This is a genomic window from Syntrophales bacterium (genome assembly GCA_030655775.1).
Lineage (GTDB): Bacteria > Desulfobacterota > Syntrophia > Syntrophales > JADFWA01 > JAUSPI01.
The window spans coordinates 1-12,884 of sequence record JAUSPI010000006.1; the positions used below are offsets into that span (position 1 = coordinate 1).

Annotated in this window: 13 protein-coding genes; 8 read left to right on the forward strand and 5 right to left on the reverse strand. The window is 42.0% G+C overall.

Going from position 1 to position 12,884, the window contains the following annotated elements; translation table 11 throughout:
* Positions 1-202 precede the first annotated feature (202 nt).
* Positions 203-1,837 carry an L-aspartate oxidase gene (nadB, locus tag Q7J27_00135; protein MDO9527549.1) on the reverse strand — a complete coding sequence of 545 codons (1,635 nt, stop codon included), beginning with the start codon at positions 1,835-1,837 and terminating at the stop codon, positions 203-205.
* A gap of 128 nt (positions 1,838-1,965) precedes the next feature.
* On the opposite strand from nadB, the gene tsaD reads away from it, so the two are divergent.
* From tsaD to ahcY, 8 genes are all read left to right on the forward strand, one after another.
* A complete protein-coding gene (gene tsaD, locus Q7J27_00140) occupies positions 1,966-2,991 on the forward strand; it encodes a tRNA (adenosine(37)-N6)-threonylcarbamoyltransferase complex transferase subunit TsaD (GenBank protein MDO9527550.1) in 1,026 nt (341 codons plus the stop codon).
* 190 nt (positions 2,992-3,181) lie between these two features.
* A complete protein-coding gene (locus Q7J27_00145; protein ID MDO9527551.1) occupies positions 3,182-3,631 on the forward strand; it encodes a DUF2062 domain-containing protein in 450 nt (149 codons plus the stop codon).
* A gap of 16 nt (positions 3,632-3,647) precedes the next feature.
* Positions 3,648-4,505: a 16S rRNA (adenine(1518)-N(6)/adenine(1519)-N(6))-dimethyltransferase RsmA gene (gene rsmA, locus Q7J27_00150; protein ID MDO9527552.1), complete on the forward strand. Its 858-nt coding sequence runs from the start codon at positions 3,648-3,650 to the stop codon at positions 4,503-4,505.
* 243 nt (positions 4,506-4,748) lie between these two features.
* Complete coding sequence (gene panC, locus Q7J27_00155) at positions 4,749-5,612, forward strand: pantoate--beta-alanine ligase (GenBank protein MDO9527553.1); 864 nt, start codon at positions 4,749-4,751, stop codon at positions 5,610-5,612.
* Between the two features lie 17 nt (positions 5,613-5,629).
* Positions 5,630-6,031 (forward strand): aspartate 1-decarboxylase, encoded by a 402-nt coding sequence (locus Q7J27_00160; protein ID MDO9527554.1) that lies wholly within the window; start codon positions 5,630-5,632, stop codon positions 6,029-6,031.
* Between the two features lie 223 nt (positions 6,032-6,254).
* Positions 6,255-6,890, forward strand: coding sequence for a DUF502 domain-containing protein (locus Q7J27_00165; protein ID MDO9527555.1), 636 nt, complete (start codon positions 6,255-6,257; stop codon positions 6,888-6,890).
* A 75-nt stretch (positions 6,891-6,965) separates the two neighbouring features.
* A complete protein-coding gene (locus Q7J27_00170; GenBank protein ID MDO9527556.1) occupies positions 6,966-8,147 on the forward strand; it encodes a methionine adenosyltransferase domain-containing protein in 1,182 nt (393 codons plus the stop codon).
* Positions 8,148-8,236: 89 nt separating this feature from the next.
* Positions 8,237-9,493, forward strand: a complete 1,257-nt coding sequence (gene ahcY / locus Q7J27_00175; GenBank protein MDO9527557.1) for an adenosylhomocysteinase — start codon at positions 8,237-8,239, stop codon at positions 9,491-9,493.
* A gap of 99 nt (positions 9,494-9,592) precedes the next feature.
* Here ahcY and lptG read toward each other — a convergent pair whose 3' ends face one another.
* The 4 genes from lptG to Q7J27_00195 all read right to left on the reverse strand — a co-directional run.
* Positions 9,593-10,672, reverse strand: coding sequence for an LPS export ABC transporter permease LptG (gene lptG, locus Q7J27_00180; protein ID MDO9527558.1), 1,080 nt, complete (start codon positions 10,670-10,672; stop codon positions 9,593-9,595).
* The gene (lptF, locus tag Q7J27_00185; GenBank protein ID MDO9527559.1) at positions 10,669-11,847 is read right to left on the reverse strand and encodes an LPS export ABC transporter permease LptF; all 1,179 of its coding nucleotides are present in this window, start codon (positions 11,845-11,847) and stop codon (positions 10,669-10,671) included. Before lptF ends, lptG begins: the two co-directional genes overlap by 4 nt.
* A 215-nt stretch (positions 11,848-12,062) precedes the next feature.
* Complete coding sequence (locus tag Q7J27_00190) at positions 12,063-12,683, reverse strand: hypothetical protein (protein MDO9527560.1); 621 nt, start codon at positions 12,681-12,683, stop codon at positions 12,063-12,065.
* A 2-nt stretch (positions 12,684-12,685) separates the two neighbouring features.
* A partial coding sequence (locus tag Q7J27_00195; GenBank protein MDO9527561.1) for a hypothetical protein occupies positions 12,686-12,884 on the reverse strand: 199 nt, incomplete at its 5' end.

The window sequence follows — 12,884 nt, forward strand, 5'->3', positions numbered from 1 at the left end:
TTATGGTTCTGTTTGCGAACTGGAAACGCAAATATTATCAGCAGGGGATTTGGATTTAATTGAAAAAGGTGTATTGGGTAAATTAAAAAAAGATATAGCAGAAAGCAAAAGAACGTTAAAGGTGCTGATAAAGTCTCTAAAAAACAAACCCTTGAATCCTTGACCCCTCTTCTCCAACTAAATTGGAGAAGAACCATAAATCTCAAATATCAGTTCGGGTATCTTTCTGCGAAATTTTCCTTACTATTGTATCCTTAAGCCAGTTTTTGTCATCTCTTTCCGGATAGTCAATGTTATAGTGCAAACCCCGGCTTTCCTTCCTCAATATTGCACACTTTATAATCAGCTTTGCCACCGTTGCAATGTTCCTGAGTTCCAGCAAATCTGTGCTTATAATAAAGTTCCAGTAATATTCATTAATTTCCCGTTTAAGAAGATCTATCCTCCGTTTTGCCCGTTCCAGTCTTTTATTCGATCTTACGATCCCCACGTAATCCCACATGAATCTCCGTATCTCATCCCAATTATGAGATACGACTATCGATTCATCACTCTCCGTTGCACCCCTCGTGTCCCAGGGAGGCACAGAAATAACATCGTCCTCTATTCCCGGGAACAGCTCCGTTATCTTCATAAACGAACTGTGCGCAAATACCACTCCTTCTAAAAGGGAATTGCTCGCCAAACGATTGGCACCATGAAGACCGGTACAGGCAACCTCACCACATGCAAACAGTCTGTCAACATTAGTTTCCCCGAATTGATTCACTACTACCCCGCCGCAGAGGTAATGTGCGGCAGGAACAACCGGAATTGGATCCTTCGAAATATCTATCCCAAAATTAAGGCATTCACTGTATATGTTAGGAAATCTCTTGATGAGAAAATCCTTATCTTTATGTGTAATGTCCAAGAGGACATATTCATTACCCGATTTTTTAAGCTCTGTATCAATGGCTTTGGCGACAATATCCCTCGGAGCGAGACTCTTCATCGGGTGATATTTTTCCATAAACGTCGACCCGTCCATTAACTTTAGAACGGCGCTCTCTCCCCTCACAGCCTCACTGATGAGGAATGATTTTGCCTCCGGGTGATAGAGACTGGTGGGATGGAACTGGATGAATTCCATGTTAGCAATTTTCACTCCGGCCCGGTAAGCCATCGCTATACCGTCGCCCGTTGAAATACCGGGATTTGTGGTATGCAGATATACCCTCCCTGCGCCTCCGGTAGCAAGAAGTACATATTTTGCTTTAAAAGTATATACTTTGTTGCTATTTACATCAAAGACATAAGCTCCAAGACATTGATCCTTTTCGCCTTTTTTTCTACCCAACACTTTTGATTTCAGGATAAGGTCTATTGCAAAAAAGTCTTCATAAATTTTTACGTTTTTTTTAGAACCCGCTTTTTCAACAAGAGCCCTCTCCACCTCCTGGCCGGTAATGTCCTTTGCGTGCAAAATCCTTCTCCGGGAATGTCCGCCCTCCCGTCCGAGATCATAGACAGTGGAACTGCCTTTCTTTGCTTTTGTAAATTTTACCCCCCATTTGACCAACTCTTTAATTCTCTCAGGGGCATTCGTTACTACAAATTTTGCCACATCTTCTTTGGTAAGACCTGCCCCGCAAGTGAGGGTATCATTTATGTGATTTTCAAATTTGTCCGTCTTATCCATAACGGCAGCTATCCCACCCTGGGCTAAATTCGTGTTGGATTCTATTTTCTCTTTTTTAGTAACAATAGCAACAGTTCCGAGATCAGCCATCTTAATCGCAAAGCTAAGTCCCGCAATTCCACTACCTATAACCAGAAAATCAGTTTCTATCTCCATTTTCTATTCTTTGCTCCTCCACACTTATTGTTATCTTAAACTAACCTAAATCTCTGTTTACAAACAATTATATTTGCTATATATTCTTTTCCATCTTTTGTGAAGAAAAAATATGCTGAGGGTAAATAATGTTGGTCTTGGGGATAGAGTCTTCCTGCGATGAGACAGCAGCTGCCGTTGTTAGAAATGGCAGTTTTCTTTTGTCCAGTGTCATTGCCTCACAGATAGATATACACAGCAAATATGGCGGAGTAGTACCGGAAATTGCATCTCGAAAGCATATAGAAGCTATCATTCCGGTTATCCTGCAGGCTCTGGATGACGCCAATTTGTCTCTTGATGAAATTGAAGGTATAGCGGTCACTAAAGGACCCGGTCTGGTTGGATCCCTTCTCGTCGGCATATCAGTGGCCAAGTCAATAGCCTTCGCAAAGAACCTACCCTTTGTAGGGGTAAATCATCTTGAAGGTCATGTAGCATCAATATTCCTGAATGATAAGAAACCGGATTTCCCATTTGTCGCGCTCGTCGTCTCAGGTGGACATACAAACATCTACCTTGTTAAAGATTTTCAGGATTTTGGTCTTCTGGGACAGACCAGAGATGACGCTGCCGGCGAGGCCTTTGATAAAGCTGCCAAACTTTTAAATATTGGGTATCCTGGTGGGGTGGTAATAGATCGACTGTCCAGAGGTGGAAATACTGAATTCGTTAAATTTCCCAGGGCAATGAAAGGCAGTCTGGATTTTAGTTTTAGTGGACTCAAGACATCACTTTTAACATATACCAGAAAAAGAGAATCCCCGATTATCGAAGACGAAATACCCGATATTGTCGCCAGTTATCAGGAGGCGATCGTTGATGTGCTCGTTGAAAAAACTCTGAAAGCTGCACAGTCCTGCTCAGTATCCCGCGTTGTAGTTACCGGAGGGGTTGCAGCAAATAGCCGTCTGCGGGAGAGATTTTACGAAGAAGCAACGGCAAAAGATATTGAGATATTTATTCCCCCTCCAATTTTATGTACCGATAATGCGGCAATGATTGCCGTCGTTGGCGATAATCTCCTAAAAACAGGCAAAAGAGATTCATTCGATATGAACGCCGTTTCCAGATGGCCGCCGGGAATAAAGTTTAAAGTGCCTAAAGTGATCTAAAGTGCCTAAAGTTAAAGAATACGCAGCGCAACTTGTTTTTAATTTGACCACGCCGAAGGCGTGTACCATTAACTTTAGCTCACTTTTAACTTTAAACTTTAGCTCACTCCTAATCAATAATTACAAAGATTTTGTCATATCAACAAACTATTGTCGATGTCGAGACAGTAAGCACCTATTGTGAGCAGCCATGAATCCGAAAAAAATATTAAAGGATTTTTACACACAATTTATCAGCCTGAAAGGACACCCAAGAGAAATCGCCGTCGGTGCGGCAATCGGTGTGTTTATAGGAGTGACCCCGACGATTCCCTTTCATACCATTCTGATTATTCTTTTCGGCATTTTGCTAAGGCAGAACATTACAGCCGGCATCCTTGGTTCGGGTCTCATATCAAATCCAATTACAATACCGTTTCTATATGTAATTGAATACCAGTTGGGGAAATTCCTTCTGAAAGGCAACCAATGCCAGCTTGTCTTAAACGACTACACTATGTATAACATCATCAATATGGGGTGGAATGTTGCTTATCCTTTACTTGTAGGAGGCTTCATCCTCGCACCTCTTTTTGCCATCCCCGCCTATTTTATAACTCACAAAGCCGTGTTGGCAGTGAGAAAAAAGTACAAGAACTGAAGGCAGATGATATTTCATGACAACTCCCAAAAATATTCTCAAAAAACATGGGATTCGTCCTCTCAAGAGATTAGGGCAGTCATTTCTTATAGATAACAATATTACAAAAAAGATCGTCATGATCTCCGATATAAAAAGCGGCGAGATTGTTGTTGAGATAGGTTCCGGTTTGGGAATAATGACCGCCATGATCTCAAGGGAGGCAGAAAAGGTTATCGCTCTTGAAGTAGATAAATACATGGTAGATATCTTGCGGGAAGAACTGAAAAATCATTCTAACGTAGAAATAGTTCAGACAGATGTCCTTAAATATGATTTTTCTTCAGCCCACTCTGAGCATCCTTCAAAGAAGTTAAAGGTTATCGGTAATATACCCTACAATATCTCATCACAGATATTGTTCCACCTGATTGAGTTCAGGGATAATATTTCGTCAATGATTCTGATGTTTCAAAAAGAGGTCGCCGAAAGAATAACTGCATTTCCAGGAACGAAGGAGTATGGCATACTTTCGGTCATTGTTTCGATGTATGCAAAACCCTCGCTGGAAATGACAGTACCTGGCAGTTGTTTTTATCCAAAACCGAATGTGGACTCCTCTGTGCTGAAGTTCACTGTTCGACAGGCTCCGCTTTTTAACATAAAGAATCCAGATTTCTTTTCAACAGTGGTAAAAACCGCTTTTTCCAAGCGAAGGAAGACTCTCCTGAATAACCTGAAAGTCTCAGATTTATTGAAAGCTTCTAAAGAAGATATAGCCGATATCCTTGAACTTTCAGGCATAGACAGCAAGAGAAGGGGTGAAACGTTAACGGTTGAAGAATTCGGCAAACTGAGCAATGCACTCCTTTCAGTGAAAGCTTTGAAAATATGATGAAGAATAATGCGCTCGTTGTTCAGTTCAAGGATCTGCCTCTGGACATTTTTGAACGGTTATGTAAAGTCTTTCGGTACAAATCTCTTGACAAGCAGAATCTCTTTTGATAGGGAAACACAAGTCGCTTGGATCCGGTTTCGGACTGAGACGGAAGGTATTGGAAGTGCTTGTTTATTAAGATATTGAATCTAAGCCTCTCCGTTCCAGACGGTGAGGCTTTTTTTGTGGGGTTTAAAAACTATGAAGATTATTGAATCAGTAAAAAAGATGCAGGAATTTTCTGAATCACTCAGGAGAAACGGAAAGAAAATCGCTTTTGTCCCCACGATGGGTTATCTGCACGATGGCCATTTAAGCCTCATGAAGGAAGGTAAAAAACTGGGGGATTGTCTCGTTATAAGTATATACGTCAACCCAACCCAGTTTGGCCCGGGGGAGGATTTGGAACAATATCCAAGAGATATTGAAAAAGATAGAAGACTCTCCAGGGATGTCGGGGTAGATGTGATATTTTATCCGCCGGACAGTGAGATGTACCCTGAACACTATCAGACATTTGTCGATGTTGAAAAGGTAACCAAAAACCTCTGCGGCTTGTCGAGACCGGTCCATTTCAGAGGCGTGACAACGGTCTGCGCAAAGCTTTTCAATATTGTCAAACCCCATGTAACGGTTTTTGGCAAAAAGGATTTCCAGCAGCTTGTTGCGATTAAGCGAATGGTAACAGACCTCAATATGGACATAGATGTTGTGGGAATGCCTACGATAAGGGAAGCGGATGGCCTTGCCATGAGTTCGAGAAACACCTACCTGAAAGAAGAGGAGAGGGAGTCTGCCCTCAGTCTGAGCCGTTCTCTTGAAACGGCGAAGGAACTCTATGACAACGGGGCAAGGAAGGCGATTAATATAATAAGTAACATAAAAGCAATTATTGAGGTACATCCTCATACAGAGATTGATTATGTAAAGATATGTGATACCACTACAATGAATGACGTTGAATATCTTGAAAGTGAAGCCGTCATAGCACTGGCAGTACGGGTAGGAGTAACAAGGATTATAGACAACTATGTGTTCGGGGAACCCCTGGACATAGAGTCATAATAAGACGTTTGCAAAACATGCAAAAGTTGCAAAATACCATAAGGGAGGAAACAATTACCATGCAAAGGTTCATCCTGAAATCAAAAATCCACAGGGTAACCGTAACCGACGCTGATCTCAATTATGAGGGGAGTATTACGATCGATGAAGAGCTCATGAATGCCGCGGACATTTTCCCATACGAAAAAGTAAATATCTACAATGTGTCAAACGGCGAAAGATTCTCGACCTATGCTATAAAAGGCGAAAAAGGTTCCGGCGTTATATGCCTTAATGGGGCTGCGGCCAGGAAGTGTTCCAGCGGGGACATAGTCATCATAGCAAGCTTTGTCATTGTGGATAATGATTCCGCACGAGACTGGTCTCCCAAATGTGTATATGTGGATGACAAAAACAAAATTAAGGAAATAAGTGGTTGAGGAAACGGCAGAAGATCCGTTCCAATTTCATTCTGGCTTCTGACTTCTGATTTCTTTCCTTTATACATAAGGGGTGGGGTGTAAATACACACTGCCCCTTTCTTTTGTAAATAGTTATTGAAAAGCCCGTCTCTTTTTGTTATGACTTTCTACTCACACGGCATATTGGGTGTACTATGCTTCTATAATTTAAATTTGCGGTTTTTGTATCACGACATAAAAAATGAGAAAAAAGATTAAAAATACATTTTTGACCGGTATTGCTGTTATCATCCCGATAGGATTAACGGTTTATATCCTTTTGGGCATGACAAATCTAATGGATAAGATTCTGAAGATTATTCCCACCAGGTTTCAACCTGACGAATTGCTCAACTTTCATATACCGGGACTTGGTGTAATATTTACGTTGATATTGATTTTTATTGTAGGTCTTATTACCAAAAGTTACCTCGGAAACAAACTTGTCAGGTTGGGTGAATGGTTTGTCAATAAGATCCCCTTCGTGAGAAGCATTTATCAGGCGATAAAACAGCTTGTTGATGCCGTTTTTAGCGATAAATCCCAGAGTTTCAAGAAGGTAGTTATTGTAGAGTATCCCCGCAAGGGAATGTATGCTATCGCTCTTGTGACAGGTGAAGCGAAGGGAGAAGTTCAAACGAAGACGGCACAGAAATGTATAAATCTCTTTATCCCCACTACACCCAACCCGACATCCGGCTTTTATATAATGGTGCCTGAAGATGATGTGATAAATATGGATATGACTGTGGAAGAAGCCTTCAAGCTCATCATCTCCGGTGGCATAGTCGCCCCTTCGGAACAATCCGGAAAGTGGTCAAATGCGAAAAGGGACTGAGCCTTTAAGAGATTTAAAATCGTAAACTGTTGCGACTGCATTGTGCGAATAAAAACTGAAACGAAAAGGAGAAAAATGCATATTACGGCTGAAAGTGTCAAGGTGGGACATCCTGATTTAGTTGCTGATGCTATTGCGGCGGATATCATAGCCGACATTCTGGATAAAGAACACAAAATCGGGATGGACATACATTCCATGCCCCATTGCGGTCTTGAAGTATTTTTAGGAAAGGGCTTTTGCATCGTAGGCGGTGAAGTGGCCACGAGGATTTACGTCGACATAGAAAAAAGTGTTCGTGAGACGGTGCTGTCCCTTGGTTACGACAATTTCAGGGTTGGACTCAACGGGAATTCCATGGGAATCTTCAATGCTATTATTCCACAATCTCCCGACATCAACATCGGCACGAGGGCCGATCTGGGCAAATATAAGGAAATAGGCGCAGGAGACCAGGGTATTATGTACGGATTTGCCATCAATGAGACCCCTGAATTACTACCTCTGACCTATGTTCTGGTAAGCAAGATGATGAGGGCATTTGAGAATTGCGGAAATCCCGTATTCGCCCCTGATGGTAAAGGTCAGGTAACTGTAAATTATGGTGACGATGGTGTGCCAAAAAGGGTTTCAAAGGTTCTAATGTCCAATGCCATCGATTATCGCCAGGTTCCGGACAGTTTCAAAGACAGTATAGAGGCACAGGCCAAAGAAATAGCTTTCAATAGCCTTGGTAAATGGGTGGATAACGATACAGAATTTCTGTTCAATCCCACAGGTGAATGGCAGGCGACCAATTCCTGTAGTGCGGCTGATTCAGGGGTTACAGGCCGCAAGCTTGTCGTTCAGTTCTATGGAGGATATCCCGGAGCACAGTTGGGTGGAGGTTCAGTAGTCAATAAATCGCCGGAAAAGGTAGATTGTTCTGCGGCGTTCGGCGCCCGCTATGCCGCCAAAAATATTGTAGCGGCCGGCCTGGCTACTAAGTGTTCGGTACAACTGGCCTATGCCATCGGTGTTGCCAGACCCATGTCTATCTATGTCGATACCTTTAGAACGGGGATCGTTCCCGATAGAAAGATTGACGATGTTGTAGGAGATGTCTTTGATTTAACTCCCAGAGGTATGATTGAACATTTTGACCTCCTCAATGGGGACATTTACAGAAAATTGCCCAAAACCTTATTTATGGATGATTATATCTGGGAAAAAACTGATAAAATAGATGAAGTAAAAGAAGCAGCAGGTGTTAAATAGCTGACACCTAAAAAATCCCCCCTTGCCCCCTTTACCAAAGGGGGGATGGGGGGATTTTAATATAAAACTAACGAGATCAGGAGAAGAGAATGGAGTTCGACATCAAGGACATCAACCTTGCCGAAGAGGGAAAATTGAGTGTTGAATGGGCCAATAAAAGCATGCCCGTTTTGAATATTATCAAAGAAAGATTCCAAAAAGAAAAACCGTTAAAAGGGGTAAGGCTTGGCACCTGCCTCCATGTTACCACCGAGACGGCAAGCCTCGTGGAAACTCTCAAAGCGGGTGGTGCCGAGATTTCGCTCTGTGCATCAAATCCTCTCAGTACCCAGGATTATGTGACCGCATATCTGGTTAAATATCATGATATCCCTGTTCATGCGATAAATGGTGAGGACACCGATACTTACTATAAGCATATCAACTCAGTACTTGACACAAAACCAACAGTAACGATGGATGATGGCGCCGATCTGGTGTCAACGATACATTCCAAACGTCAGGACCTCATAGAAGAGATCATAGGAGGAACGGAAGAGACCACCACCGGTGTAATAAGATTAAAGGCAATGGCCGACAAGGGGGTTCTTCGCTTTCCCTTGATCGCCGTCAATGACGCCAGTACGAAATATATGTTTGACAATAGATACGGCACTGGTCAGAGCACAATTGACGGTATCATCAGGGCAACGAACCGGCTTATAGCAGGTTCAGTATTTGTAGCATGCGGCTATGGGTGGTGTTCAAAAGGAGTCGCTATGAGGGCTTCCGGAATGGGTGCAAATGTTGTCGTAACTGAGGTAAATCCACTGCGGGCACTTGAAGCTATCATGGATGGCTACAGGGTTATGCCGATTGCCGATGCTGCAGAGATTGGCGATTTTTTCTGTACCCTCACAGGAGATATAAATGTTATCCGAAAGGAACATTTCCTGAAAATGAAAGATGGGGCCATTGTCTCCAATTCGGGACATTTCAATGTTGAACTGGATATTGAGGGTCTGAAAGAGATTTCAACGGGTACCAGGAAAATCAGAAAACATATCGATGAATATACCCTGTCAGATGGGAAGAAGATATGTCTCCTGGGTGAAGGAAGACTGGTAAATCTTGCGGCCGCAGAGGGACATCCTTCCAGCGTTATGGACATGAGTTTTGCCAATCAGGCCCTTGCGGTAGAATACCTCGTGAAAAACGCGGGAAATCTGGAAAACAAGGTATACGGCGTCCCTGAAGATATCGACAAAGAGATCGCAAGGCTGAAACTAAAATCCATGGGAGTAAAGATAGATACCCTTACAGAAGAGCAGGAGAAATATCTCAACTCCTGGGAGATGGGGACGTAAAAAATCAGCGGTCAGCATTCAGCCGTCAGGATTCAGTTTGAGGCTAAAAGTTGACGCACTCGCAAAAAAACAATGTGGCAGGGCTATAGCCCTGCCACATTATGTCTTTACCCTAAAAAACATCACAGACGCTGCAGAACCAAAGATGATATTTGCAAGCCATGCACCCAAAAGTGGTGGCAGTGTTCCGGAACGCCCCAGGGATAGTGCAAAGGCAAAAACTACCCAGTAAGAAAAGCCTATCACAATACCAGCACCGATACTTTGAGTAATACCTCCACTCCGCTCCGACCTCAAAGAAAAAGAAATTCCTATTATAGCAAGAATAATGCTTATTATTGGAAAGGCTATCTTGCCATGCAGGTCAGCCATATATCGTGTGGCATCGTACCCTTCAAGCTGGATCTTTTTTACGTAATTTTTTAATTCCAAATAACCCATCTCTTCAGCATCCTTCTGAACAACCTTAAAATCCGAGGGTTTTTCAGGAAGGCTTATAATTTTCGAAGTAACACGCTCAAGAACAGAAAAACCTTCGGGAGGAAATCTTGTAATGAGAAGATCACGAAATACCCATTTTCCATTTTCCCATTTTGCCTCTTTTGCATCGATCCTCATTGACGGTTCGAAATTACGATCCAGATAGTTGATGGTAATCCCCTTTAGTGTATTGGTAACAGGATCAAATATATTGAAGTTATAGATGGCATCCTTGCTCCTATACCACATCTGGTTCTGCTTGAAAGAACCCAGCTTCTTGCGCTTCTGTACTTCAACAAGTTTAATATATTCAGCCTTCTGGTTGGCATACGGGGTAATAAATTCATTAAAAAGGAAAGTAAAAATGCAAACCATGACAGAGATTATTATTACGGGAAGTGACGTTTTATAAAGGCTCACTCCATTTGCCTTCATAGCAACAATTTCGCTATGTTTTGAGAGCGTCCCAAAAGTCAAAAGAGCGGCTAAGAGGACTGCAGCCGGCATAGTCTGAGATATGATCATCGGGACTTTGAAGAAAAAATAAGACGCTATCTGGTAAAATGAAGCACTGTTACTCAGGAACATTCTTATCTTCTCAAAAAAATCGATAATAAGATAGAGTGATAAAAATGATGCAACCACAAGGAAGAATATCCTGATGTATTCTTTCGATATATATCGGTCAAGTATGCTCATGATCGCCGGCCTTTCCAGTTTGCAACTAATTTTTTCAATATATCATTATAACCGCCAAAGTCTGGCAGTTTTTCTTGTGCAGCCAGGATAAATATATAGATTCCAGCTGCTCCAAAGATTACATTTGGTGCCCACACCCCTATCGCGGGAGGAAGTTTGCCGGTTTCTCCCAGGCCCTCACCGCACAACTGCAACATGTAATAGATCAGGGCAACAAAAAGGCCAACGGTAAATCCTGCTGATTTCCCTGACCTACTTTCTCTTATCCCAAGAGGAATTCCCAGAATTCCAAAAATTACACAGGAGAGAGGAATTGAAAGCTTTTTGTGAAACTCAATGGCAAGTTCTCTTATCACTGTCTCTTTTAAACCCGAACTTTTGATCTCTTCAGACAGCTCCCAGACGGTCATTTCTTTACTTTTTTTCGCTGTTGCTTCCTCTTCTCCTGCATCAGCCATTTTCAGGTTAAGATTAACATCGTAGGTGCTGAAGTCCATTTTCTTATAACTTTTCAGGTTTTTATCTACAGTGTGGGTACTGCCGTTTTCGAGCCTTAAAACCACAGTCAGTGTATTCGGATCAGACACAAGATAACCCTTTCGGGCAATAATTGTATTGGGTTCTTGACTCAACTGGTTATCAAATACAATAATTCCTTCCATAAAGTTTCCATGAACCGGAACCTTTTCCGCATACAGGACAAGATCTTTGAAATCATCGTTAAAAACCTTTTCTTTTATACCTATACTTGCTTTCTGTCTTGCTATATCAAAGAGGAGGTTTCTCGTGGCATAATTACTATGTGGAACCAGAAAGAAAGTTGCCACAGCAGTCATAATAAACGTAATCAGGGAAGCGAAGGCTATGGGGAATAAAAGCTGGTATAAACTTATCCCTGATGCTCTAAAAACAGTTATCTCGTTATCACCTGAGAGTCTTCCCAGTCCAATTAGTATGGATATCAGAAATGCTGTAGGTATAGTAAAAACAAGAAATGACGGCATTAAAAAAAGGACAATCTTTGATACATCAACAAAGCTTACACCTTTGTTAACCATGAGATCCATAAGCTGGAGAATTCTCCCCGTCATAAGGATGAATGTAAATACAAACAGCGTTATGAAGAATGGAAATGATATTTCCTTCAGGATATATCGATTTATGATTTTAAACATCAAATAATCCCCTCTTCCCCGAGCACATATCACCACCTCAGTACTCAGACAAGCAATTATTAGCCCGCTTTTGCAGTGTTGAACTGAACAGCGAGTGCATTATTCTTCGAATTACTTCGTTCCCCGCTGCTTGCGGCGGGGTTAGCGAGCGAATAAAATGAACAAATTTCCTTAACAGTCGGAGGTTCCCGTAGCTTGCTGCGGGGAGCTTCAATCTATTCCGGCGTTTTACCATGTTTATCTTTTTCCCCGACAAACAGAAGTGGAAACACAATATCGCTCATACAACATGGAATCCAAACCGAGATAAACAGAAATATAAACGCTGTAATAATCAAGCTTACACTTAATATCCCACCGACTGCCATGATAATGTGAAATGAAGATGCCCAGGTACTCAACAATACATGCCCGGTATGAGGGAATTTGGTAGCAGGTCTGAAATAGGCAATCGCAATACCTGCAAAAGCTAATGGATTTACCAACCACCATTCTTCGATGAAACCTATATGGATGCCTCTATTAGGAAGGTCGAGCAGGACTTCTCCTATATAAGGAATTATCGAATCACTGAGTGTGGCTATTCCAACCGAGCCCAAGTAGCCTACCAGGATTAGGCTCAAAAGTTTGTACTTACCGGTTATGTGAAGTCTGTACATAGACGCTGTAACAATAGCACTTAAAACAACATGGGCAGGATGTAATATATAGAAAATGTTATATGATGCTCGGTAAGGAATTTTATATAATAACACCATGACAATTAGCCCGGCAATTGATCCAAAGACAGTAAATGGTGCATGGTTCTTCAGTTCTTTAGTAATCGTTTTTAACATTCTTAGCCTCTGCCTTTGTTATCAAAAGGTATAATAACATAATCCCAATAGGAGATAAAGCCAGGGAACCCGACTTTCGGCAAGGCCATCAATACTTGCCAGTCTCGTAAAAAGTCATAACCCTCCCTCTCCCTTGATGGGAGAGGGCTGGGGTGAGGGTGGATACAACGCCATTTTAAGTACTTACGTCCCCCTCCCCTT